General features: G+C 72.0%; 22 protein-coding genes and 2 tRNA genes. 11 read left to right on the top strand and 13 right to left on the bottom strand.

Annotation, left to right across the window (positions count from 1 at the left end; all coding sequences use genetic code 11):
* Position 1 precedes the first annotated feature (1 nt).
* The 3 genes from aroA (at position 2) to ACZ6Y1_RS17770 (ending at position 2,796) form a co-directional block, all read left to right on the top strand.
* Positions 2 to 1,363: a 3-phosphoshikimate 1-carboxyvinyltransferase gene (aroA, locus tag ACZ6Y1_RS17780; RefSeq protein ID WP_469629802.1), complete on the top strand. Its 1,362-nt coding sequence runs from the start codon at positions 2 to 4 to the stop codon at positions 1,361 to 1,363.
* Between the two features lie 10 nt (positions 1,364 to 1,373).
* The gene (gene rsgA / locus ACZ6Y1_RS17775) at positions 1,374 to 2,384 is read left to right on the top strand and encodes a ribosome small subunit-dependent GTPase A (protein ID WP_469629799.1); all 1,011 of its coding nucleotides are present in this window, start codon (positions 1,374 to 1,376) and stop codon (positions 2,382 to 2,384) included.
* Between the two features lie 88 nt (positions 2,385 to 2,472).
* On the top strand, positions 2,473 to 2,796 hold the full coding sequence (locus tag ACZ6Y1_RS17770; protein WP_366678933.1) for a DMT family transporter: 324 nt from the start codon (positions 2,473 to 2,475) through the stop codon (positions 2,794 to 2,796).
* Here the strand turns inward: ACZ6Y1_RS17770 and ACZ6Y1_RS17765 are convergent.
* Positions 2,762 to 3,301 (bottom strand): TetR/AcrR family transcriptional regulator, encoded by a 540-nt coding sequence (locus ACZ6Y1_RS17765; RefSeq protein WP_469629796.1) that lies wholly within the window; start codon positions 3,299 to 3,301, stop codon positions 2,762 to 2,764. The two genes, ACZ6Y1_RS17770 and ACZ6Y1_RS17765, sit on opposite strands and share 35 nt — an antisense overlap.
* 124 nt (positions 3,302 to 3,425) lie before the next feature.
* Between ACZ6Y1_RS17765 and hisN the strand changes: the two genes are divergently transcribed.
* The 3 genes from hisN (at position 3,426) to ACZ6Y1_RS17750 (ending at position 5,332) form a co-directional block, all read left to right on the top strand.
* Positions 3,426 to 4,229 carry a histidinol-phosphatase gene (gene hisN, locus ACZ6Y1_RS17760; protein ID WP_469629792.1) on the top strand — a complete coding sequence of 268 codons (804 nt, stop codon included), beginning with the start codon at positions 3,426 to 3,428 and terminating at the stop codon, positions 4,227 to 4,229.
* 132 nt (positions 4,230 to 4,361) lie between these two features.
* Positions 4,362 to 4,757 (top strand): CBS domain-containing protein, encoded by a 396-nt coding sequence (locus ACZ6Y1_RS17755; RefSeq protein ID WP_469629789.1) that lies wholly within the window; start codon positions 4,362 to 4,364, stop codon positions 4,755 to 4,757.
* Between the two features lie 158 nt (positions 4,758 to 4,915).
* Complete coding sequence (locus ACZ6Y1_RS17750) at positions 4,916 to 5,332, top strand: Fur family transcriptional regulator (protein WP_469629786.1); 417 nt, start codon at positions 4,916 to 4,918, stop codon at positions 5,330 to 5,332.
* A gap of 126 nt (positions 5,333 to 5,458) precedes the next feature.
* On the opposite strand, the gene ACZ6Y1_RS17745 is transcribed toward ACZ6Y1_RS17750, so the two are convergent.
* The 4 genes from ACZ6Y1_RS17745 to ACZ6Y1_RS17730 form a co-directional block, all read right to left on the bottom strand.
* Positions 5,459 to 5,532 (bottom strand) — tRNA-Met (locus ACZ6Y1_RS17745).
* Between the two features lie 66 nt (positions 5,533 to 5,598).
* Positions 5,599 to 7,470, bottom strand: coding sequence for a tetratricopeptide repeat protein (locus ACZ6Y1_RS17740; protein WP_469629783.1), 1,872 nt, complete (start codon positions 7,468 to 7,470; stop codon positions 5,599 to 5,601).
* Positions 7,471 to 7,685: 215 nt separating this feature from the next.
* Positions 7,686 to 7,759 (bottom strand) — tRNA-Met (locus ACZ6Y1_RS17735).
* Positions 7,760 to 7,823: 64 nt separating this feature from the next.
* Positions 7,824 to 10,709, bottom strand: coding sequence for a UPF0182 family membrane protein (locus ACZ6Y1_RS17730; protein WP_469629992.1), 2,886 nt, complete (start codon positions 10,707 to 10,709; stop codon positions 7,824 to 7,826).
* Between the two features lie 130 nt (positions 10,710 to 10,839).
* Here ACZ6Y1_RS17730 and ACZ6Y1_RS17725 point away from each other — a divergent pair, with 130 nt between their 5' ends.
* Complete coding sequence (locus ACZ6Y1_RS17725; RefSeq protein ID WP_469629780.1) at positions 10,840 to 11,409, top strand: PPA1309 family protein; 570 nt, start codon at positions 10,840 to 10,842, stop codon at positions 11,407 to 11,409.
* 16 nt (positions 11,410 to 11,425) lie between these two features.
* On the opposite strand, the gene ACZ6Y1_RS17720 is transcribed toward ACZ6Y1_RS17725, so the two are convergent.
* The 4 genes from ACZ6Y1_RS17720 to ACZ6Y1_RS17705 all read right to left on the bottom strand — a co-directional run bounded on the left by ACZ6Y1_RS17720 (position 11,426) and on the right by ACZ6Y1_RS17705 (position 14,804).
* Positions 11,426 to 12,517 (bottom strand): YlbL family protein, encoded by a 1,092-nt coding sequence (locus tag ACZ6Y1_RS17720; protein WP_469629777.1) that lies wholly within the window; start codon positions 12,515 to 12,517, stop codon positions 11,426 to 11,428.
* 79 nt (positions 12,518 to 12,596) lie between these two features.
* Entirely contained in the window at positions 12,597 to 12,794 is a 198-nt protein-coding gene (locus ACZ6Y1_RS17715) for a hypothetical protein (RefSeq protein ID WP_469629774.1), read from the bottom strand.
* 147 nt (positions 12,795 to 12,941) lie between these two features.
* Positions 12,942 to 13,403, bottom strand: a complete 462-nt coding sequence (locus ACZ6Y1_RS17710; protein ID WP_469629771.1) for a molybdenum cofactor biosynthesis protein MoaE — start codon at positions 13,401 to 13,403, stop codon at positions 12,942 to 12,944.
* A gap of 246 nt (positions 13,404 to 13,649) precedes the next feature.
* Positions 13,650 to 14,804 carry an SDR family oxidoreductase gene (locus ACZ6Y1_RS17705; protein ID WP_469629768.1) on the bottom strand — a complete coding sequence of 385 codons (1,155 nt, stop codon included), beginning with the start codon at positions 14,802 to 14,804 and terminating at the stop codon, positions 13,650 to 13,652.
* A gap of 192 nt (positions 14,805 to 14,996) precedes the next feature.
* Between ACZ6Y1_RS17705 and ACZ6Y1_RS17700 the strand changes: the two genes are divergently transcribed.
* Together ACZ6Y1_RS17700 and ACZ6Y1_RS17695 are read left to right on the top strand one after the other, a co-directional pair.
* The gene (locus ACZ6Y1_RS17700) at positions 14,997 to 16,397 is read left to right on the top strand and encodes a zinc-dependent metalloprotease (RefSeq protein ID WP_469629765.1); all 1,401 of its coding nucleotides are present in this window, start codon (positions 14,997 to 14,999) and stop codon (positions 16,395 to 16,397) included.
* Positions 16,394 to 16,924: an NUDIX hydrolase gene (locus ACZ6Y1_RS17695; protein ID WP_469629762.1), complete on the top strand. Its 531-nt coding sequence runs from the start codon at positions 16,394 to 16,396 to the stop codon at positions 16,922 to 16,924. Before ACZ6Y1_RS17700 ends, ACZ6Y1_RS17695 begins: the two co-directional genes overlap by 4 nt.
* 85 nt (positions 16,925 to 17,009) lie before the next feature.
* Here the strand turns inward: ACZ6Y1_RS17695 and ACZ6Y1_RS17690 are convergent, their stop codons facing one another.
* The 4 genes from ACZ6Y1_RS17690 to ACZ6Y1_RS17675 form a co-directional block, all read right to left on the bottom strand.
* A complete protein-coding gene (locus tag ACZ6Y1_RS17690; protein ID WP_469629760.1) occupies positions 17,010 to 17,765 on the bottom strand; it encodes an AIM24 family protein in 756 nt (251 codons plus the stop codon).
* 17 nt (positions 17,766 to 17,782) lie between these two features.
* Positions 17,783 to 18,463 (bottom strand): AIM24 family protein, encoded by a 681-nt coding sequence (locus tag ACZ6Y1_RS17685; RefSeq protein WP_469629989.1) that lies wholly within the window; start codon positions 18,461 to 18,463, stop codon positions 17,783 to 17,785.
* 20 nt (positions 18,464 to 18,483) lie between these two features.
* A complete protein-coding gene (locus tag ACZ6Y1_RS17680) occupies positions 18,484 to 20,175 on the bottom strand; it encodes a TerD family protein (RefSeq protein WP_469629757.1) in 1,692 nt (563 codons plus the stop codon).
* A 118-nt stretch (positions 20,176 to 20,293) separates the two neighbouring features.
* Positions 20,294 to 20,890 (bottom strand): M48 metallopeptidase family protein, encoded by a 597-nt coding sequence (locus tag ACZ6Y1_RS17675; RefSeq protein ID WP_469629754.1) that lies wholly within the window; start codon positions 20,888 to 20,890, stop codon positions 20,294 to 20,296.
* Positions 20,891 to 21,115: 225 nt separating this feature from the next.
* Here ACZ6Y1_RS17675 and ACZ6Y1_RS17670 point away from each other — a divergent pair, with 225 nt between their 5' ends.
* A complete protein-coding gene (locus ACZ6Y1_RS17670; protein WP_469629751.1) occupies positions 21,116 to 22,258 on the top strand; it encodes a TOMM precursor leader peptide-binding protein in 1,143 nt (380 codons plus the stop codon).
* An 84-nt stretch (positions 22,259 to 22,342) separates the two neighbouring features.
* A complete protein-coding gene (locus ACZ6Y1_RS17665; RefSeq protein ID WP_469629748.1) occupies positions 22,343 to 23,671 on the top strand; it encodes an ABC1 kinase family protein in 1,329 nt (442 codons plus the stop codon).
* Positions 23,672 to 23,678: the final 7 nt, after the last annotated feature.

Genomic DNA, 23,678 nt, shown 5'->3' with positions numbered 1-23,678 from the left:
CATGACCGAGACCCCCGCGCTTCCCGCCCTCTGGCCCGCTCCGCTCGCGGAAGCGGCCGTCCACGCCACCGTCACGGTGCCGGGGTCCAAATCGGTCACCAACCGCGCCCTGGTCCTGGCCGCGCTGGCCGCCGAGCCGGGCTGGGTGCGCCGCCCGCTGCGCTCGCGCGACTCGCAGCTGATGTCGGACGCGCTGCGGGCCATGGGCGTGGGCATCGAGGAGACGGTCTCCTCCAGCTCCGCGGGCGACGGCGACAGCGGCGAGGCCTGGCGGATCATCCCGGCGGCCCTGCACGGCCCGACGACCGTGGACGTCGGCAACGCGGGCACGGTCATGCGCTTCCTGCCGCCGGTGGCGACCCTCGCGGACGGGGACATCCGCTTCGACGGCGACCCGCGCTCCTACGAGCGTCCGCTCGGCCAGGTCATCACCGCCCTGCGCACGCTCGGCGCCCGGATCGACGACGACGGCCGCGGCGCGCTGCCGATGACCGTCCAGGGCGGCGGGGCCCTGGAGGGCGGCACGGTCGAGATCGACGCGTCCAACTCCTCCCAGTTCGTCTCGGCGCTGCTCCTGTCCGCCCCGCGTTTCAACCAGGGCGTCGAGGTCCGGCACGTGGGCGGCAACCTGCCGTCGATGCCGCACATCCGGATGACCGTGGAGATGCTGCGCGCGGCGGGCGCCCAGGTCGACACCCCCGAGGCGGGCGGCGAGAAGGACGTGTGGCGGGTGACCCCGGGCGCGCTGCTGGGCCGCGACATGGTCGTCGAGCCGGACCTCTCCAACGCCCAGCCGTTCCTGGCCGCGGCCCTGATCACCGGCGGCACGGTCACCATCCCGGACTGGCCGCGCCGCACCACGCAGCCCGGCGACGAGCTGCGCCGCATCTTCACGGAGATGGGCGGCTCCTGCGAGCTGACCGACGAGGGCCTGGTCTTCACCGGCAGCGGCAGGATCCACGGCATCGACGTGGACCTGAGCGAGGTCGGCGAGCTCACCCCGGGCATCGCGGCGGTCGCCGCGCTGGCCGACTCGGAGTCGGTGCTGCGCGGGGTCGCGCACCTGCGGCTGCACGAGACGGACCGGCTGGCCGCGCTGACCAAGGAGATCAACGCGCTCGGCGGCGACGTCACCGAGACCGAGGACGGTCTGCACATCCGCCCGCGCAAGCTGCGCGGCGGCGTCTTCCACACGTACGACGACCACCGGATGGCCACCGCGGGCGCGGTGATCGGTCTGGCCGTGGAGGGCGTGCAGATCGAGAACGTGGCGACGACCGCGAAGACCCTGCCGGACTTCCCGAAGATGTGGGCCGACATGCTCGGGCAAGCTCCGCGAGGCACGACGGGAGCGGGAGCGTAGGGGCCCCGTCATGCGCAGGTACGGCAAGCACACCGACGAGGACGACATCCGCCAGCGCCCGAACCCCAAGGGCAACCGGGCCAGGACGAACATCCGGCCCAAGCACGAGGACGCCTCGGAGGGCTTCGTCCTGACCGTGGACCGGGGCCGGCTGACCTGCCTGGTCGAGGACCGTACGGTCACCGCCATGAAAGCCCGTGAGCTGGGCCGCAAGGCGGCGGTGGTCGGCGACCGGGTGTCACTCGTCGGTGATCTGTCCGGAAAGAAGGACACCCTCGCGCGGATCGTGCGGATCCAGGAGCGCAAGTCGGTCCTGCGGCGCACGGCGGACGACGACGACCCGTACGAGCGGGTGGTCGTCGCCAACGCCGACCAGCTGGCCATCGTCACGGCCCTGGCCGATCCGGAGCCGCGGCCCCGGATGATCGACCGCTGCCTGGTCGCGGCCTACGACGCCGGGCTGGAGCCGTTGCTGGTGCTCACCAAGTCCGACCTGACCTCCGCGGACAAGATCCTGGAGATCTACTCCACGCTGGGCCTGAACTACGTCGTCACCAACCGCGAGGAGCTCGCGACGGGCGACGCGGCCGAGCGGGTCCGCGAGCGGCTGACCGGCCGGATCACCGCTTTCGTCGGGCACTCGGGCGTCGGCAAGACCACCCTGGTCAACTCGCTGGTCGCCGAGGGTCGCCAGCGCGCCACCGGGCACGTCAACGCGGTGACCGGCCGCGGCCGGCACACCACCACCTCCGCGCTCGCGCTCCCCCTCCCCTCGGGTGACGGCTGGGTCATCGACACCCCCGGTGTGCGTTCCTTCGGCCTGCACCACGTGGACCCGTCCCGGGTGATCCTGGCCTTCCCGGACCTGGTTCCCGGTACGGAGGAGTGCCCGCGCGCGTGCAGCCACGACGAGCAGGACTGCGCGCTCGACAAGTGGGTGGAGGACGGCCACGCGGATCCGGCGCGGCTGTACTCGCTGCGGCGGCTGCTGGAGACGCGGGAGCGCCGCGAGGGCGACTGATCCGGCAGGGTTTGCCTGACTCCATGTCTGGTAAATGCATAATCGCACCAAGTGACAGGACGTCACGTGACGCGGGGAGGCATACGCCATGGCGTGGCTGCTGGTCGTGGTCGCCGGACTACTGGAGACCGGTTTCGCGGTCTGCCTCAAGCTCTCCCACGGGTTCACCCGGCTGTGGCCCACGATCGCCTTCGCCTGTTTCGCGCTCGGCAGCTTCGGCCTGCTGACCCTGGCGCTGAAGAAGCTGGACGTGGGCCCGGCGTATGCGGTGTGGACGGGGATCGGCGCGGCCGGCACCGCCATCTACGGCATGGTCTTCCTCGGCGACCTGGTCTCCACCCTCAAGCTGGTCTCGATCACCCTGGTCATCCTCGGGGTCATCGGGCTGCAGCTCTCCGGCTCCGCCCACTGAGCAGGGCGAGCAGTTCGGCCGCCCCCGGCTCCTCCCCCGGGGCCACCACGTAGGAGAGCGCGAGGCGTACGGCGAGCTCGCACCGCCGGACGTCCTCCGCGGGCATGAGCGCCGCCGCGGCCCGGTCGCGTACCGCCCTGGTCAGCTCACCGGGCCCGGGCGCGCGGCCCGGCGCGGGCAGGTCAGGGTCCCAGAACCCGGTCAGCAGGGCCCGTACGAGGGGATACGCGCGGGCCGCCCGTAAGGTCCACTCCGCGACCGCGGCGAGCCGCTCGCCCGTTCCCCCCGGGGCGGCGAGGGCCCGGTCCACCCCGTCGAGGTACCGGTCGGCCTCCAGCCGCACCAGGGCCCGGCCCAGGCCCCCCTTGCCGCCGAACTCGTTGTAGAGGCTCTGCCGGGACACCCCGGCCGCGGCCGCGACGTCGACCATCTTCACGGCCGGCCACGGGCGCGCGGCGAGGGCCGCTCCCGCCGCCTCCAGCAGGGACTCCCGGGCCGTCGGCATCGTCGCCTCCCCCGTTTGGCTCCTCAGCCAGAGTTGACGGGCCGCCAGATCCTGTCAAGGGCGCCCGCGGGCCGCACTGTGGACCTCGGTCGCCGGGCCGCTGCGGTCTCGATACTGTTCGGGCATGCCCGAGTATGACGATGACCTGCGCCTTGCCCTTGAGCTCGCCGATGCGGCGGACGCCACCACGATGGAGCGGTTCCGCGCCCTCGACCTGGCCGTCGAGACGAAGCCGGACATGACTCCGGTGAGCGAGGCGGACAAGGCCGCCGAGGAGGTCGTCCGGGCCGGCATCGAGGCCGCGCGGCCCGCCGACGCGATCCTGGGCGAGGAGTACGGCCTCAAGGGCAGCGGCCCGCGCCGCTGGGTCGTGGACCCGATCGACGGGACGAAGAACTACGTGCGGGGGGTGCCCGTCTGGGCGACCCTGATCTCCCTGATGGAGGAGGGCGCCGACGGGGTGTTCCGCCCGGTCGTCGGCGTGGTGTCCGCACCGGCGCTGGGGCGCCGCTGGTGGGCCTCGAAGGGCGGCGGCGCCTTCTCGGGCGGCGCGCTCGGCGACACCACCCGGATCGGCGTGTCCAAGGTGGCGGAGCTCGGTGACGCCTCGTTCGCGTACTCCTCGCTGAGCGGCTGGGAGGAGCAGGGCCGGCTCCCCGGCTTCCTGGACCTGACCCGGGCGTGCTGGCGCACGCGCGCCTACGGCGACTTCTGGCCGTACATGATGGTCGCGGAGGGTTCGCTGGACCTGTGCGCCGAGCCGGAGCTGAACCTGTGGGACATGGCCGCGATCGCGGTGGTGGTCGAGGAGGCCGGCGGCCGCTTCACCAGCCTGGACGGCGTGGACGGGGTGCACGGCGGGAACGCCGTGGCGTCGAACGGGCTGTTGCACCAGGAGATGCTGGACCGGCTGCGCCCGAGCGCCTGAGCGTGCCCCCTTGATGACCCTGCGTTGTCGTGGGAATGTGAGAATCCTCCGCTTGTGCGCTTGTGAACCCTTTCTCCAGGGTTCCGGCGCACCCACCCGGGCGGAGGGACTCACCAGGAGGTGGCTCTCTTCATGCTCGTCCGTGACGCCATGAGCACCGTGATCCTCACCCTCGGACCCGCCCACACCCTCCGGCAGGCGGCCTGCCTGATGTCCGGCCGGCGCATCGGCGCGGCCGTCGTCCTCGACCCCGACCACAGCGGCATCGGCATCCTGACCGAACGCGACATCCTCAACTCGATCGGGGCGGGCCACGACCCCGACCGGGAGACCGTGAGCGCGCACACCACCAACAACGTGGTGTTCTGCACCCCCGACGCCACCCTGCAGGAAGCCGCCGAGGCCATGGCCCACGGCGGTTTCCGGCATCTGATCGTGCTCGAACACGGCGGCCCGGTGGGCATCGTGTCCGTACGCGACATCATCAGGTGCTGGACCCCCGGCCGCCGGAAGGCGGTTCCCGCCTGACGCGAACGACGCCCGGCCGGGACCCCCGAGGAGGGCGTTCCGGCCAGGCACCCCGCACCCTTTCGACCCACACTGGACATGATCCAATTCGCACAGCGGTCCAAGATCGCAGTCCTTCGGGAGTTACACCAGGTCACCCCACTGTTAGGCTGACGTCCATGAGTGACCTGCTGGAACGACTCCGCGGACGCGGCTGGCGCATGACGGCGCAGCGGCGTGTCGTGGCCGAGGTGCTCGACGGTGACCACGTGCACCTGACGGCCGACGAGGTGCACGCGCGCGCCGTGGCCAAACTGCCCGAGATCTCCCGGGCGACCGTCTACAACACGCTGGGTGAACTGGTCACCCTCGGCGAGGTCCTGGAAGTCGCCACCGACCGCCGCGCCAAGCGCTACGACCCGAACGCCCACCGGCCGCACCAGCACCTCGTCTGCGCCCAGTGCGGCGCGATCCGCGACGTCCACCCGGCGGGTGACCCGCTGGCCGACCTGCCCGACTCGGAGCGCTTCGGCTTCCTCGTGTCGACGGCCGAGGTGACGTACCGCGGGATCTGCCCGAACTGCGCGGGCGCCTGAACGCACGGGAAGAGGCCCGGACCCCACGGGGTCCGGGCCTCTTCCCGTCCTGGCGCACGGACCCGTCTTGGCGCATGGAAACGACTCAGGGCCCGGATCCATCGGATCCGGGCCCTGAGTCTTCAGTAGCGGGGACAGGATTTGAACCTGCGACCTCTGGGTTATGAGCCCAGCGAGCTACCGAGCTGCTCCACCCCGCGTCGGTGAACCCAACGTTACGTGAGACCCCCAGGCAGATGCAAATCGGTTAACCGACCCCGGGAGGCTCACGCCGAGAGCTCCTCGGCCAGCGCCTCCCGGAGCCGCGCCGCCCGCTCCGAAACCTCCGCGGGACCCAGCTCCATCGCGCGGACGCACCACTTCTGGCCCTCCGCGAGGTCGCCGTGGCGGGCCGCCAGCAGGCCCAGCCGCAGCGCGGCCCGGCCGTGGCCCGCCACCGCCGCCCGGGTCCACCACAGGGCGGCCTCCGGCTCGTTCCCCTCACGGGCCAGCAGCAGCCCGAGGTTGAACGCGCCGTTGCGGGAGCCGGCCTCGGCCGCCTCCCGGTACCACCGGGCGGCCACCTCCACGTCACCGCGGGCGGAGGCCAGCATGCCGACCCGCACCTGCGCCCGGCGGTGGCCCAGCTCCGCGGCCCGCTCGTACCACTCCTCGCTCTCGGACCGGACGGTCCCGCCCACCGGCTCGCCCAGCGCCACCGGCTCCGGCGGCGGGGCCAGCGACTCCAGCAGCGCGGCCAGCCGGAAGGCCGCCTCGGCGCTGCCGCCGCCCGCCGCGCACCGCAGGTGCCGTTCCGCGGCCCGCTCCTCGCCGTCCCGCACCAGCGCGATCCCGACCTGCAGCGCCGCGTCCGTGTGACCGGCCGACGCGGCCCGCTCGTACCACTTCAGCGCCGTACGGTCCTCGTCCCGGCTGGCGAAGAGGATCCCGAGGTTGAAGGCGGCGTCGACGCTGCCCGCCTCGGCGGCCTTCGAGAACCACGGCTCCGCGCCCGCCGCGTCGCCGCCCTGGAGCAGCAGGATGGCCAGTGCGTTGGCCGCCTCGCGGTGCCCGGCGTAGGCGGCGCGCCGGTACCACTGCTCGGCCTGCGCGGTCCGGTCCTGCGCCACGCACAGCAGAGCGAGGTTGTACGCCCCGTTCTGGTCGCCCGCGTCCATCGCGGTCCGGTACCAGCGTTCCGCGGTCTCGGTCTCGCCGCGGGCGGCGTGCAGCGCGCCCAGGGCGTTGGCGGCGTTGCCGTCGCCGTCCTGCGCGGCGCGGTGCCACCACGCGGCCGCGCTGTCCTCGTCGCCGGCGTCGCGCAGCAGGAAGCCGAGCGCGCACGCGGCACGCGCCTCGCCCTGCTTGGCGGAGGTCAGGTACCAGCGGCCCGCCTCCTTGAGCTCCCCGCGGGCCTCCAGCAGCGCGCCCAGGTGCAGCGCGGCACGCCGGTGCCCGCGCGCGGCGGCCTGCCGGTACCACTGCTCGGCCTCGGCCGGGTCGCCCTTGCGCAGGTGCCGCGCCAGCCGGTAGGCGGCCTCGCGGTGGCCCTGTTCGGCGGCGGCGCGGAACCACCGCTCGACGCCCTTGTCCCCGCGGTGCTCCAGCAGGTCGGCCAGGCCGTACGCGCCCAGGGCGTGGCCGGATTCCGCCGCCTGCCGCATCCAGTACTCGGCGGCGGGCTCGTCCCCGCGTTCGCGGAAGTGGCGGCCCAGGGCGTGCGCGGCGGGCGCGGATCCGGCCACGGCCGCGACGCGCCACCAGCCGGCGGCCTCGTCCGGGTAGCCCCGCTGGTGCAGGAGTACGCCGAGGTTGTTCGCGGCGGCCCGGTCCCCCTCGGCGGTGGCGCCGCGCAGGTAGGGCTCGGCCCCGTCCAGGTCGCCGCGGCGCAGCAGCAGTGCTCCGAGCACGCTCATGGCACCGGGGTCGCCCTTGTCGGCGGCCGCCCGGTGGCGGGCTTCGAGCTCTGCGTCGCTCGCCGCGTCGACCTCCCCGAACACGTCCTCCTCGCCGTGCCTGGCCAGGAGATCCGCATCGCTCAGCGCGTTCCGGGCGTCGGCGGCCGGAGCCGCCCCCTTGGCCCCCGTGGCCGGTTCGGCTTCCGCCCTCGCAATCCGCCCTGGCTCCAGCAGAGTTGGCCTGTCCCCCATGAATCCCATCGTCGCATCACCTGCTACCCGCGTACACCTGGTATGTCGCAGCCAGTGAGGTCACTACAGCGTTTTGTCGACATGCCCACAGACCGCTAAGTCAAACACGGTCCTGCCCCAACTCACCCGCCCCAGTTACCGCGTGTCCATCCCCGTACATATCCGGGGCATATCCCGGACATGACGAAGGCCCGGATCCATCGGATCCGGGCCTTCGTCTTCAGTAGCGGGGACAGGATTTGAACCTGCGACCTCTGGGTTATGAGCCCAGCGAGCTACCGAGCTGCTCCACCCCGCGTCGGTGAAACCACCGTATCACGACGCGGGACGAAGCCGTTACTCCTTGATCACGGGCCGCCCGCTCACTGACCGGCCGGCTTGGGCGTCGCCGCCTTCGCCTCCGCGTCGATCGCCCGCTTCAGCGCCGACTTGATCTCCTCCTGGGCCTTGCCGAAGGCCGCCCAGTCGCCGGCCTGCCGGGCCTTCTCGGCGTCCTCGACCGCCTTCTGCGCGTCGGCGAGCGCCGCCTTGACCGTCGGGTCCTGGCTGACCGGGGGCTGGACGTTGCCCTCGCCCGGCGGCTGCGCCGGCGGGACGGGCGTGGTCGGGGCCTCGGCTCCGAAGACCACGTTCAGCGCCTTCTCCAGGGTGTCCTCGAAGGCCGTCTGATTGCCGTAGGTCACCAGCACCTTGCGCAGCAGCGGGTACTTCAGGCCGGAGCTGCGGACGTACACCGGCTCGACGTAGAGCATCCCGTCGTCGAGCGGCACCGCGAGCAGGTTGCCGTACTCGATCTCCGAGTCACCACCGCGCAGCAGGCGGATCGACTCGGCGATCTTCGGTTCGGACTGGAACTTGCTCTGTACCTGGCCGGGGCCGTCCGGCGGCTTGCTCGTCGGCATCTTCAGGATTCTGATCTTGCCGTAGTCCGGGGTGGCCGGATCGGCGTTGACCGACATGAAGGCGCTCAGGTTGGGCCGCTCGTTCGGCGTGAACGTCGTGGTGAGGGAGAAGACCTGGTCCTTCTCCTTCTGACCCGGAGTCTTCATCGACAGGTAGTACGGCGGAACCGCCGTGCCGGCCTTGGTCGTCGGGTCGTCCGGGACCGCCCACGCCTCACTGCCGCTGAGGAAGGTCTGCGGGTCGGTGACGTGGTAGCGGGTCAGCAGCTCGCGCTGGACCTTGAAGAGGTCCTGCGGGTAGCGCAGGTGGTCCAGGAGCGGCTTGGAGATCTCGCTCTTGGACTTCACCGTGCCCGGGAACGCCTTCATCCAGGTCTTCAGGACCGGGTCCTCGGTGTCCCACTGGTACAGGGTGACCGTGCCGTCGTACGCGTCGACGGTGGCCTTCACCGAGTTGCGGATGTAGTTGACCTGGTTCTCCTGGGCGACCACCGCGCGCTGACTGTTGGTCAGCGAGTCCGCGGTGCTCTGGCCCAGCGTGGTGCGCGAGGCGTACGGGTAGCCGTTGGTGGTCGTGTACGCGTCGACGATCCACACGACCCGCTTGCCGATCACGGCCGGGTACGGCGCGCCGTCGATGGTCAGCCACGGGGCGACGGCCTCGACGCGGTCCTTCGGCGTGCGGTTGTACAGGATCCGCGAACCCTCGCCGATGGCCCCCGAGTAGAGGATCTGCGGCTCGCTGAAGGTCAGCGCGTACGCGGCCCGGTTGACCGGGTTGTCGAGGTTGACGCCGGAGTCGCCCTTGTAGCTCGTCTCCTTCTCGCCCTTGTCGTCCGAGTAGTCGAGCTCCTTCTGCGGGCCGCCGACGATCGAGTACTGCTTCGTCTGCTCGCCGTAGTAGATGCGCTGCTCGAAGTCGGTGCCGAACATCCCCTTGGAGGGCAGGTCCGACTGGGTGAAGTCCGGAGCGCCCTGGTCACCGACGGTGGTGCCCTTGGCCGCGACCACGCCGTAGCCGTGCGTGTACTTGAAGTGGTCGTTGATCCAGTTGTTCTTCGGGATGCCGCCGATGTTCAGCTCGCGCAGCCCGATGACCGTGTCCTGCGCGCTGTACCGGTCCACGGCGAGCGTGGACGGGAAGGCGTAGTAGCCCTTGACCTGCTGGAGCTGCTGGAAGGCGGGCGAGACGATGTTCGGGTCCAGGAGCCGGATGCTGGCGGTCGAGTCGGCCTGCTGGCGCAGGACCGACTTGTCCGTCTTCGGGTTCGGCACGCCCGCGTAGTCCGACACCTCGGAGCCGGCGACCCCGTAGGCGTCGCGGGTGGCCTTGATGTTCTTCTGGACGTACGGCGATTCCTTGGCCTGCTCGTTCGGCTGGACCTGGAACTTCTGCACGATCGCCGGGTAGAGCCCGCCGATCAGGATCGCCGAGAGCACCATCAGGCCGAAGCCGATCACCGGCAGCTGCCAGGTGCGGCGCCACAGCGTCGCGAAGAACAGCAGGGCGCAGATCGCGGCGATGGCGACGAGGATCGTCTTCGCGGGCAGGTAGGCGTTGGCGTCGACGTACCGCAGGCCCGTCCAGTTGTCGGCCGCCTTGAAGTCACTGGACTTCACCGCCAGCCCGTACCGGTCGAGCCAGTACGCGACGGCCTTGAGGCTGACGAAGAGGCCGAGCAGCACCGACAGGTGCCCGGTGGCCGCGGCGGTGGCCCGGGCGCCCGGGCTGGTCACGCGCAGCCCGCCGTACAGGTAGTGCACGACGGCCGCGGCGATCACCGACAGCACGACCGCGGCGAAGCCGAAGCCGAGCAGGAAGCGGTACCAGGGCAGGTCGAAGGTGTAGAAGGACACGTCCATGTGGAACTGGGGGTCCTTCGTGCCGAAGGGCACCCCGTTCACGTACATGAGCCAGGTCTTCCACTGGCCGGCCGCGGAGGCGCCCGCGATCAGGCCGACGAGCACGGAGATGCCGAGGAGCAGCCACTTCTTGTACGGCGCCACGCTCATCCGGTAGCGGTCGAGGCTCTGCTGCTCCATCGACATCGCGCTGAGCGGCGGCCGCAGCCGGTGCGCCAGCCAGATGTTGAAGCCCACGGCCCCCGCCATCAGCAGGCCGAAGACGGCGAAGAGGCCGATCTTGGTCCACAGGGTGGTGGTGAAGACCGTGGAGTACTTCACGGAGCGGAACCAGAGCCAGTCGGTCCAGAAGCCCGCGAACATGATGAAGAGCATGGCCAGGACGGCAAGCACGCCCAGGGTCATGAGCAGAGTCCGGGCTCGCCGGGAGGGGCGGCCGACTCTCATCCGTGGCCCGGAAGGGCCTCCGCCGCGGTCCGGCATCTGGAAAGCCAAGGTCCACACCTCGAAAGTCGCTGAGTCTGGTATTAACGGGGCCCCCGATCGTAGAGCCCACTCTTGCAACTTACTGAGGCTTTAGTCAGTTCCCGGTATCCGCCGGAAAGGAGGCAGGATGTTGTCCATGTCCAACGTTTCGCCTTCCCCCGGCACGCCGATGGCGGCCAGCCCGCTCACGCGGGCCTGTCTCGAGATCGACGAGTACGCCTCCGGCCTCGGCTGGGACCAGCCCGCGCGGCTGTTCGCCCTCGTCGACACCGCCAAGCTCAAGAAGCAGGAGCCGCGCCTGGCGACCCAGCTCGGCCTCGACCAGGACGACGCCGGCAACAGCTCCCTCACCCCGATCGAGCAGGACGCGCTGCCCAAGGGGACCCCCCTCGACAAGTTCCTGGGCACCGTCGCCTGGCCCGACGCGGTCGTCGGCTGCGCCCTGACGGTGGAGCGGCTGATGCTGCCGCCGTCCGCGGAGGCCTCCGTACCGGAGGGGCTGAACGACAAGCAGCTGGCGAAGTGGGTCGCCGGTCACCCGGAGCGGCAGGAGGTGCGCCTCACGGTGGCCGTGCTGCGCGACGGCTCGCGCGAGTCGGCCGTACGGCTGCGGGAGAAGGACTCCTCGACGGAGGTCCTCACGGGCGGCGGACTGGTGCCCGGGCTGGCGGAGGCGCTGGCGGCGACCTTCTCCTGAGCCGTGCGGGGGGGGGTCAGGGCCTGGCGCCGCACTGCGGCAGCCCGGCCTTGTCCCCCTTGCGGATCTTCTCGAGCGCCTTCGTGGCGTCGTCGATGGTGGAGACCTTCACCAGGGTCAGGCCCTCGGGCACGTTCTTGGAGGCCGAGGCGCAGTTCTCGGCGGGCGTGAGGAAGTACTCGGCGCCCGCGTTGCGCGCCCCGATGGTCTTCATCTGGATGCCGCCGATGGGGCCGACCTTGCCCGTGTCGTCGATGGTGCCGGTGCCCGCGACGAACTTGCCGCCGGTCAGGTCCTCGGGGGTCAGCTTGTCGACGATGCCGAGGGCGAACATCAGGCCGGCGCTCGGCCCCCCGACGTCGGCGAGCTTGATGTCGATCGTGAACGGGAAGGTGTGGTCGGTGCCGGCCCGGATGCCGACGATGGCGTGACCGTCGCCCTCCGCCTTGCCGGCCGTGATGGCGATCTTGGTGGAGCCGCCGGGCTCCCGGTTCGCCTTGGCCGCCTCGGCCGCTTCCGCCGCGGGCACGATGGTGAACTCGACCGGCTCTCCGGGCTTGTGCCTGGTGACGAACTTGGCCACGTCCTCCGGCGCGGTGACCGGGGTGCCGTCGACGGCCTTGATCACGTCACCGGCGTGCAGCTTGCCGTCGGACGGGCTGTCCTTGACGACGGAGGCGACGATCACGCGGGCGGAGACGGGGATGCCGAGCTGCTTCAGGGCCGCGACCTTGGCGCTCTGCTGCGACTGGCTGAACTCCTCGGCGTTCTCCTGGGTGGACTGCTCGTCCGTCTTGCCGTCGGGGTACAAGTTCTCGTGCGGTACGACGATGTTGTCGTCGGCCAGCCAGCCGTAGACCGCTTCCAGCAGGTTCATGTCGTAGTCCGCGCCGGTGACGCGGACGGTCGTCATGTTGAGGTGGCCGCTGGTCGGGTACGTCTTGCGCCCCGAGATGTTGAGGACGGGCTCGCCGTGCGAGTCCCCGAGCGTGTTCACGGTCGGGCCGGGACTCATCTCGGAGTACGGGACCTTGATGAAGACCCCCGCGCAGAGCAGCGCGAACAGCACGAGCGTGGAGGCGAGCATCGTCGCGGTGCGGCGTGGCATGGATCCGACAGTACGGGACGGCCCTGTGAAGCGGCTCCCGGGGCCGGTCCCCAGGGGGCGCGAGCACTCGCGGGACGCGTCAGACGGCGTCGGAACCGGAGTGTGCTTCCGCCTTCACCCTGGCCGGATCGGCCTTGCCCATGGCCTCGCGGAACCGCGCGTAGCCGGCGAGCTCGGATATGTCGCCCTGCGTACGGTCGCGTGCGGCCCAGCTGCCCCATATGCCCGCGCCGATCGCGGCGAACAGCGGAATCAGCAACCACGCCAGAGATGCCATGGGCGTGTCTCCCTACCCCGAAAGTACGTGCCGTTGTGGTGGCTTCAACGCTCGTGCCCGTGGGGGGGTTACGCAAATCGAGGGCGTGTTGCGCGGCCGAACGGGTGCGAGGGTACCCCCTTGCGGGGGCGGCCCTCCGGCCGGGGGTCAGCAGGCGCCGACCCACTCCTCCGAGCCGTCGGAGAACGTCTGGTGCTTCCAGATCGGGACCTCGTGCTTGAGGTCGTCGATGAGCATCCGGCAGGCGTCGAAGGCCTCGCCGCGGTGCGGGCAGGAGACGGCGACGACGACGGCCAGGTCGCCGACGGAGAGGTCTCCGACGCGGTGCACGGCGGCCAGGGCGCGGACCGGGTACTTGGCCACGACGCGCTCGGCGACGCGGCGCATCTCGGCCTGCGCGGTGGGGTGGCAGGAGTAGCCGAGGGATTCGACGTCGGCTCCGCCGTCGTGGTTGCGCACCGTGCCGACGAAGAGCGTCGTACCGCCCGTCGCGTCGTCGCCGACGGCCTGGAAGACCTCGTCGATCGAGAGCGGCTCGTCACGGATCTCGAGCAGCCTGATGGGATCCGGAGCGGCCTGCTCGCCGGGGTGGTCGAAGTGCGGTGCCATGCCTTCATCGTGCCCTAGCCGCCGACGCGGCGGAATAGCCGAATCGCCCGTCCCCCGCCCCCCGCCTTGGGATCCTCCTACAGGAGCGACCCCGGCCCCGCCGACGCCTGAGGCCCCGGGGCGGCAATTCCAGCCCCGCCGGCGTTTGAGGCGCGGGGTCCGGGGCGGAGCCCCGGGAGCCCGGGCGCAGCCCGGGGCCGCTTGCGCGTCGGCGCCGCAGGACCGCCTCCGGAGCGGCGGCACGGCCTACAGGCCGCGCCGCCTCCGCGCCGCGCGGACCACCGCGGCCGCACCCAGCAGCGCGACCGTCGCCCCGGCCGCACCCGCGGCGGTGGCGTCCTTGCGGCCCAGCCGCCGCCCCGCGACGGTGTGGCGTCCGGCGACCTCCTGGAGGAGCTCGGCCAGCACCTCCTCGTTCGTCCACCTCGGCCGCCAGCCCGCCGCGTGCAGCCCGCTGACGCTGACCACCCACGGGTGCATCGTGTAGGCGAGGTCCCCCGCCGGGGACGGCGTGAGCCCGATCCGGTGCAGCCTGGCCGCCGCGCCCAGCGCGACCGCGGACGGGAGTTCCATGCGGCGGATGCCGCTCAGCTCCTCGACCTCCTCCTGCTCCAGCCAGCCCTCGCAGCCCACCGCCAGCTCGCCCTCGACCTTCTCCAGCGCCGCGTACTCCAGCGCGCTGACCAGGTCCTCGACGTGGCAGAACTGCCAGGTCGGCCGGGAGCCGGCCACCACCAGCAGGCGCGGGGACTCGAAGTACCGGGTCAGCGCGGTGTCCGTACCGCCGACGAGGACCGCGGGGCGGACCACGGTCACGTTCAGCCCGGGGTGCGCGCGCGGTGCCCGCCGCCCCAGCCGCTCGATCTCCAGCAGGTCGCCGACGCCGGTCGCCTCGGCGGTGGCCCGCAGCTCGGAGTCCTCCGAGAGCGGGATGTCGTTGTCCGGCAGGGCCCCGTAGACCATCGCCGAGGTGCACAGCACGACCCGGTGCACCCCGGCCGCCGCGGCGGCCGTGAGCACGGTCTGGGTGCCGCGCACGTTGTACGCCGTACGGGCCGCCGGGTCGGTCTCCAGGTCGAGGTCCAGCGCGAGGTGGACGACCACGTCGGCGCCGCGCAGCTTCTCGGCGATCGCCGGGTCCCGTACGTCCAGGACGTGCCACTGCGCGGCCGCGCAGTCGCCGCGCCGCTCGTCGATCGCGACGACCTGCTTGACCTCGTCGGACTCGACCAGTCGGCTCACCAGGGCGGCGCCCACCCCGGTCGCGGCACCGGTCACCGCGATCACCGGACCGCGCAGGGCCGGGTTACGCGGCTGGCGAACACCGTCGGTGCTCTCGCCCTGCTCGGGGCGATTTTCCGGGCTGAGCTTGTCCAAAGCGTTCGGATCCGGGGAACTCACCAGGCGTCTCCAGCGGTTGTCTTCAGTAGGGACGCGCCGTGACGCGTACCTACCAGGTGATGTCCATCCTGCCGCAGCCCAGGAGTCGGCGGAGCACCGAGCCCGCAAGCGGCTCGGGTGTCTACGCTGGGTGGTGTTGTCGGACCATTGCCCGTCGGCACCCGCCGGCGGCCCTACGAGCCGAGGAAACCCGTGAGCGACACCCCATTCGGATTCGGCCTTCCGCCGGAGGAGCCGGACAACGGCGACGAGGGCAAGAAGAAGGGCAATCAGGGCGGTCAGGGCGGCCCGAATCCGTTCGGGTTCCCGGGTATGGGACTGCCCGGCGCCGGCGGCCAGGGCGGCGCGGACAATCCGTTCGCCGCGATGTTCGGCTCGATGAACCCCAATGACCTGGGCGCCGCCTTCCAGCAGCTCGGCCAGATGCTGAGCTACGAGGGCGGTCCCGTGAACTGGGACATGGCCAAGGACATCGCCCGCCAGACCGTCGCCCAGGGCACGTCGGACGGCGTGAAGGACGTGAGCGTCGGCATCGCCGAGAAGTCGGCCGTCGAGGAGGCCGTGCGCCTCGCCGACCACTGGCTGGACGGTGTGACCTCGCTGCCCTCGGGCGCCAACACCGCCGTGGGGTGGAGCCGCGCCGAGTGGGTCGAGGCGACCCTCCCGGTGTGGAAGGAGCTCGTGGACCCGGTCGCAGAGCGGGTCGGCGCGGCCATGGGCGGCGTGCTGCCCGAGGAGATGCAGGCCATGGCGGGCCCGCTGCTCGGGATGATGCGTTCCATGGGCGGCGCCATGTTCGGCCAGCAGATCGGGCAGGCCGTGGGCGTGCTCGCGGGTGAGGTCGTCGGCTCCACCGACATCGGGCTGCCCCTGGGCCCGGCCGGCAAGGCCGCGCTGCTGCCGCTGAACATCGAGAGCTTCGGCAAGGACCTGAGCGTCCCCTCGGACGAGGTGCGGCTGTACCTGGCCCTGCGTGAGGCGGCGCACGCCCGGCTGTTCGCGCACGTGCCGTGGCTGCGCTCGCACCTCTTCGGTGCGATCGAGGGCTACGCCCGCGGCATCAAGGTCGACACCTCCAAGATGGAGGAAATGGTCGGTCAGCTCGACCCGTCGAATCCGGAGCAGCTCCAGGAGGCGCTCCAGGGCGGCATGTTCCAGCCGCAGGACACTCCCGAGCAGAAGGCCGCCCTGGCCCGCCTGGAGACGGCGCTCGCGCTGGTCGAGGGCTGGGTGGACGCGGTCGTGCACGAGGCGGCCAAGCCCCGCCTGACCTCGGCGGACGCGATGCGCGAGACCATGCGCCGGCGGCGCGCCTCGGGCGGTCCGGCAGAGCAGACGTTCGCGACGCTGATCGGCCTGGAGCTGCGTCCGCGCCGGCTGCGGGACGCCTCGCGGCTGTGGGCCTCGCTCACCGACGCGCGCGGGGTGGACGGGCGCGACGGGCTGTGGGAGCACCCGGACATGCTGCCGACGGCCTCCGACCTGGACGACCCGGACGGCTTCGTGCACCGCGAGCAGCCGGACTTCTCGGAGCTGGACAAGATGCTCGGCGAGGCCGCGGAGAAGCGCGACGAGGACGGCGGCGAGAAGTGAGCCTGCACGAGGACGCGGTCCTGGTACTGAAGACGTACGAGGACCAGCCGGAGCTGCGCGACGTCTACCTGGAGCACCTCGCCGCCCACGAGGACGGGGTCTACAAGCCCTGCCGGGCCGGGCACGTCACCGGCAGCGCCCTGGTGATCGACCCCGAGCGAGGGCGGGTCCTGCTGACCCTGCACCGGAAGCTGGGCATGTGGCTGCAGATGGGCGGCCACTGCGAGCCCGGCGACGACACCCTGGCCGGGGTGGCGCTGCGCGAGGCCGTGGAGGAGTCGGGTATCGCCTCCGGGCTGAGCCTGCTGCCCGGTGGGCCGGTGCGGCTGGACCGGCATCCGATCCCGGCGCCCTGCAACTGGCACCTGGACGTGCAGTACGCGGCGCTGGCCCCGGCCGGCGCGGAGGCGGAGATCAGCGACGAGTCCCTGGACCTGCGCTGGTTCCCGTACGCGGAGGTGCCGGCGGTGGCCGACGCCTCGGTCGTGCGGCTGCTGGAGGCGACTTTGGCGCGGCTCGGCGCCTGAGCCGTGGATGCGCGGAGGGGCGGTCCCGCACCGGGACCGCCCCTCGCGTCGTTTCGGCGCGTCGTTCCGGCGCGTCGTTTCGCCGCTAGTTCCAGGCGTTGTTCTGGTTCTGGGCGTGCGCGCCGTGCTGGCCCATGCCGAACTGGGCCGCCATGCCCTGGCCCAGCTGGGCGTTCTGCGGCGGCAGCACCTCGCTCGGCTGGACCAGCGCGAAGCCGGTGCCCAGGAAGCTGAGCTCCCAGCCCTCGCCGGTGTTGCCGCGGCGCCGCCAGACGCCGGTGGAGTGCGTCTGGGCCTGCATCTGCACGCGCAGCGAGGTGGACCAGGCGACGATGGCGTCCGCGTCGGCGTTGACGTACTTGTCGGGCGTGACCTGCATCATCAGCGGCTGCCCGGAGGTCATCAGGGCCACCTTGCCGCGGCCGGTGATGTTGAGCTGGTACTTGCCCGAGCCGGAGATCCCGTACTGGCTGTCGACCGCGATGGCCTCGGTGTGCAGCGTGGAGTCCAGGGCGAGGACGTAGCTGCTGTCGACGGTGAGGCCGTCCTGGTCCACGTCGACGACGTGGACGTACTGGGCGAGGTTGGCCAGGTAGACCGTGCCCTGCCCGGAGCAGCGCATCAGGTCGAGGCCCTCGCCGGTGCGGGCGCGGGCGGTGCGCTGGGTGGTGCTCTGGTACTCGCCGTCGAAGTCGACGATGCCCTGGTAGGCGACCATGGCGCCCTTGCGGGCGAGCACGTCGTCGTGGCCGGTCAGCGTGACCCGCAGCAGCTGCGGGTTCTGCACGGCGTACCGCTCCTGGGACTGCGCCTCGGCATGGGCGAAAAGTGAGCTCTGCATGATGTGCCTTCTCCCCCTCAGCCCCGGACCCGGAGCCGGTCGGTGCTGTCCTCGCTGGGCTGTACGACGACGATGCCCTGGCCGGAGAAGGCCATCTGGTAGGCCTCCCCGCTGCCCCGGCCGATCAGGGACGAGGCCTTGAAGCTGCGCTTGCCCTTGACCTTCAGGTTCGGGGACCAGGCGACGAGCGCGTCGGGGTCGACGTACGTCTCGTCCTCGCCGCGGCCGCAGTCGACGACGATCGGGGTGCCGCGGGAGGTGATGGCGACCCAGCCGGTGCCGGCGACCTGCACGTTGAACAGGCCCTGGCCGGCGAACTTCGCCATGCCCTTGACGCGCTCGACGCCCCACTGGAGGTGGGCGTCGAAGGCGAGCAGGTTGGTGCCGTTGACCGAGAGGGCGTCGTTGTTGAGGTTGATGCAGACGACGTCCGCACCGTAGTCGGCGAGGTAGAGCAGGCCGTCGCCGGTGCACTTCATCAGCGGGGTGCTCTCGCCGGTGAGCCACTGCGAGGCCATCTGGCGGACGGCGGGCGGGTTGGGCTCGTACTGGACGAAGCCCTCGTAGGCGACCATCGAGCCCGTGCGGGCGAAGAGGTCCTGGCCGCTCTGCATGGCGACCTTGAGCATGGCCCGGCCGTGGTTCTCCATCCGGGCCGTGACGGGGGTCGGGGCGTAGCCCGCGAGCTGCTGGTTCATGGCGTTCATGTCGGGCTCCCTCAGACCTCGTACGGCTGGACGACGATGAAGTTGCCGGGAGCACCGCGGAACTGGAGGTTCACGGTCTCCCCGCTGTGGCCGGGGTAGGCGTTGCGCCGGAGCCGGACCTGGCTGGAAAGGATCACCTGGGAGGCGGCCGACCACGCCACGATGGCGTTGCTGTCCGCGAAGGTGGTCGGGGTGACGGGCAGGACGACGGGGACGCCGTGCGTCTTGACGATCACGGTGCCGGTGCCCTGGAACTGCATGGTGAACAGGGCGCCGCCGGGGATGCCGTGGCCCTCGATGCGGCGGACCTCGTGCTGGAGCGACTCGTCGAAGGCGAGGACGGCCTCGGCGGAGACGCAGATCGCGTCGCCCTGGAGTTCGATGGCGTGCAGGTGCGCGCCGTTCTCCGCGAGGAAGACCTGGCCGCGGCCGGTGCAGCGCATGAGCTGCATCTCCTGGCCGGTGGCGTTGCCGACGATGCGGCCGGCGAAGCCCGCGCCCTTGTAGCTGAAGTCGACCTTGCCCTGGTACAGGACCATGCTGCCCTGGCGGGCGAGGACGGGCTGGCCGCCCATGCTGAGGTCGACGCGCATGAGCTGCTGGTTCTGCGCGGTCCAGCGGGCGCCGGTAGGGGCTTCCTTGTACGGCTGGAGGGCGGCGGCGAGGCCCGCGCCGGCCGCGGGGGCGGCCTGCTGGGGGTAGCCGGGCTGCTGGCCGTAGGCGGGGGGCTGCTGGCCGTACGGCTGCTGGCCGGGGACCTGGCCGTAGGCGGGCGGCTGCTGACCGTAGCCCGGCTGCGGCTGGCCGACGGGGACCTGACCGTACGACGGCTGCTGGCCGTAGGGCGCGGGGGCCGGGGCGGGCGGCGGCGGGACCTGGCCGTAGGGCTGCTGCGGGGGCTGTCCGTAGGACTGCGGCGGCGCGGCCAGCGGCGCGGCCATCGTGGGCGCGCTGTGCTGCGGGTACGCCTGCGGCTGCGGGGCGGGGGCCTGGGCGGCCGGGACCTGGGAGCCGTAGGAGGGCGCGGGGGCCGGGGCCTGCGGGGCGGGTGCCTGCGGGGCGGGGGCGCCGAACGACGGGGCCGGGGCGGGGGCCGAGGCCTGCGCGGCCTGCGGCGGCGGGGCGAATCCGGGCGAGGCCGCGGCCTGCGGCGGGACCTGCTGCTGCGGCTCCTCCTCGGCGACCTCGCCGCCGAAGTTCTTCAGCAGCGCCTCGAGTCCGCCGTCGAAGCCCTGGCCGACGGCCGCGAAGCGCCAGACGTCCTTGAGGTAGAAGTCGCCGAGCATGACGGCCCGCTCGGTGCTGAACTCCGAGCCGTTGAACGAGTACCGGACGACCTCTTCGCCGCCCGCGACGATCCGGATGTAGCCCGGGCCGATCTGCGACATCTGACCGGCGCCGTCGATGGTGGCGGTGAAGGACAGCTTGTGGATGTGCGCCGGGACGCGGTCCAGGGTCACACGGAAGGACTCCGCGTCGCCGGACTGCGCGCCGAGCAGCTGGATGGACTCCTCCGGCGACTTCGGCTGGTTGAAGAAGACGAAGTAACGGTCGTCCGAGAGCTGTTCGTTGGCGTCGAGGCCGAAGCAGCTGATGTCGAAGGTGAGTCCCGGTCCGGAGATCTGGACGCCTACGTACAGGTCCGTGCCCGCCGTCAGATCACTGATCTTGGCCTTGTGGCCTCGTTGGAATTCCCTGGCCATACGTAACGACCGTCCCCCATCCCGACTGTGAATACGTGCCGCTCAGGCTAACGGCAACTTCCGACATCCGGCCAAGCCGGTACCGACCCGGTACATATCACGCCGCGCCGCCCGGGACCTATTCGTCGCGGGCCGCGGGGACCTTCGGCAGCCGCTCGGCCGCGACCACGCCCTCCAGGTATCCGCGGGCCCGCTCGGTCTTCGGGTAGGCCTCCAGCAGTTCCCAGAAGCGGGGGCCGTGACCGGGGACCAGGAGGTGGGCGAGCTCGTGGAGGAGCACGTAGTCGACCACGTACTCCGGCATTCCCTGGAGGCGGTGGGAGAGCCGGATGCTGCCCTCGGCCGGGGTGCAGGAGCCCCAGCGGGTGTTCTGGTTGGTGACCCAGCGGACCGAGCGCGGGCGTGCGCGGCCGCCGAAGTACTGCTCGGACAGACGCTCGGCGCGCTCGCCCAGTTCCGCGTCGCCGATGGCGCGTCTGCCCTCCTGGGCGGCGAGCTTGTCGAGCATGACGCCCACCCAGCGCCGCTCCTCCGCCTCGGACATCCGGGCAGGGATGAGGACGACCGTACGGTCACCCTCGCGGTAGGCGGATACGGTCCTGCGGCGGCGCGCGCTCCGGCGGACTTCCACGGCGCGCTGCGTTGGGTCGGCGGACACGCCACGACGGTACCCGCTGGGCGTCGCGGAAGTCCCGCTCGTCCGGGGTTCGAACATGATCGATTCACGGCGGGTCCGCAGAACACCCCTTTTCTCCATCTCATATGCCCAATACCTCCCGCCTGTGGACAAATTCCTGCACGGAATTCGGCGGGCGGGCACTGTTGCGGAAGTGGCCGCGGAAGACGTGGGCGAAGCCGACGAAGCGCACGACGCGGGTGACGAGGAATTCGGGATCGGGATCGGGATCGGGACCCGGATGGGGATCAGGGGAGGCTGGGGATGTATCCGAAGGTGAAGCCGGCGCTGGCGCGGGCCTGGAGGGATCTGCAGACGGTTCAGTTCGGGGTGACCCCCGCGCACGCGGTGGTGCTCGGTCCGGTGGACACGGCGACGGGTGCGCTGATCGACCGGATCGACGGGACGCGGGGGATGGAGCTGCTGCGCGCGGAGGCCGCGGCGATGGGTCTGCCGGACGGTCAGGCGGACGAGGTGGTGCGGCGGCTGGCGGGGGCCGGTCTGATCGATGACGTCACCGCGGGCGGGCCGCGGGCGCAGGCCGTGCGCGAGCGGGCGGCGGTCCTGGAGCGTCTGGGGCCCGATCTGGGCTCGCTCTCCCTCGTGCACCGCGAGCCGGGCGGGGACTTGCGGGGCGTGGCCGCGCGCCGGGCGATACGGGTCCAGGTGCGCGGGAGCGGCAGGGTGGGCGCGGTGATCGCCTCGGTCCTGGCCGGGGCCGGAGTGGGCCGGGTCGAAGTCCTCGACGGGGGCCGGGTGGAACCGGCCGATGTGGCGCCGGGCGGTATCGGGCCCGGCGGGGTGGGCCGCCTGCGGGCGGAGGCGGCCGGGAAGGCGGTGCGCGAGGCGGCCCCGGGCCCCGCCCCGAGGGCCGCGGAACACACGGGGGCGGAGCCCGGGCTGGCCCTGGTGGTGGTCGCACCCCGGGACGGGCTGGGGGCCTGGGCGCCGGATCCGGAGACCTCGGCCGGCTGGGTCGCCAGCGGCGTCCCGCACTTGTTCGCGGGAGTGCTGGAGGGCACCGGGCTGGTGGGGCCGCTGGTGCTGCCGGGGGCTACGGCCTGCGCCGGGTGCATGGAACGCGACCGGGTGGACGGTGATCCGGCCTGGCCGAGGATGCTGGTGCAGTGGAGATCGGCACACCGCCGCCGCGCGGCCGCCGCCTGCGATCTGGGGCTGTCCACGGCCGTGGCCGGCCTGGCCGCGGCGCACGCGCTGTCCTTCCTCGACGGCGAGCTCCCGGCCAGTACGGGCTCCCGCTGGGAGGTGGCCCTGCCCGCCCTGCACTGGGAGGCCTCGCCGGTGCGCCCGCACCCCGACTGCCCGTGCGGGGCGAGCGCGACCCGTCCAGCGGCGCTGGAGCACGCGGGAGGAGGATCGGGAGCGGACCGGCGGGAAGGGCCATGACAGGATGCGGGGGATCCGCCGGGCCGGAGGGCGGGCCGGAGGCTGCCGCTTGCGGCGCAGCTGTCTGGGAAACGGAGGGGCGTTATGTCTGATCTTCCCCGAAAGGCGGTCACCCGTACCGCCAAGCTGGCCGCGCTGCCGCTCGGCATCGCCGGCCGGGCCACGTGGGGGCTGACCAAGCGGATCGGCGGGAAGTCTGCCGAGATAGTGGCGCGCGAGCTCCAACAGCGCACCGCGGAGCAGCTGTTCCGCACGCTCGGGGAGCTGAAGGGCGGTGCCATGAAGTTCGGGCAGGCCCTGTCGGTCTTCGAGTCGGCCCTGCCCGAGGAGGTCGCGGGGCCGTACAGGGCGGCGCTGACCAAGCTTCAGGAGGCGGCTCCGCCGCTGCCTGCGGCGACGGTCCACCAGGTGCTGGCGGAGCGGCTCGGCGCGGACTGGCGGGAGTTGTTCGAGGAGTTCGAGGACAAGCCGGCCGCGGCGGCCTCCATCGGCCAGGTGCACCGGGCGGTGTGGCACGACGGCCGGGCGGTGGCGGTCAAGGTCCAGTACCCGGGGGCCGGGGAGGCCTTGCTGTCGGACCTGAAGCAGCTGGGCCGGTTCGCGGGGCTGCTGGGTCCGCTGATCCCGGGCATGGAAATCAAGCCGCTGATCAAGGAGTTGCGCGACCGGGTCGCCGAGGAACTCGACTACGAGCTGGAGGCGGAGGCCCAGCGGACGCACGCGGACGCCTTCACGGACGACCCGGACGTGGTCGTGCCGCAGGTCGTGCACCAGGGCGACCAGGTGCTGGTGACCGAGTGGCTGGAGGGCACCCCGCTGTCGGAGGTGATAGCCGACGGCACCGACGAGGAGCGCGACCGCGCCGGTCAGCTGCTGGCCCGGTTCCTCTTCTCCGGTCCCGCGCGCACCGGGCTGCTGCACGCGGACCCGCACCCGGGCAACTTCCGCCTTATATCGGCCGCGGACGGCCGGATGCGGCTGGGCGTCCTGGACTTCGGCACGGTCGACCGGCTGCCCGGCGGCTGGCCCGAGCCCATCGGCAGGTCGCTGCGGATGACCCTGGACGGCGACGCCGAGGGGGTCTACGGCCATCTGTGCGCGGAGGGGTTCGTGAAGGAGTCCATAGAACTGGACCCCGACGCGGTGCTGGACTACCTGAAGCCGATCATCGAGCCCGCCGAGGCCGAGGAGTTCACCTTCACCCGGCCGTGGCTGCGCGGCCAGGCGGCGAGGATCGCCGATCCCCGTTCCCCCGCGCACCAGTTGGGCCGGCAGATCAACCTGCCGCCCTCGTACCTGCTGATCCACCGCGTGACGCTGAGCACCATCGGGGTGCTGTGCCAGCTGGGCGCGACGGTGCGGCTGCGGGACGAACTGGACGCCTGGCTGCCGGGGTTCGCCTCCGGGGAGTGATGCCGTG

This window comes from Streptomyces sp. NPDC053432 (genome assembly GCF_055585365.1).
Note: the sequence above shows the minus strand (reverse complement) of the source record. Positions and strands in the feature narration are given on the sequence as shown.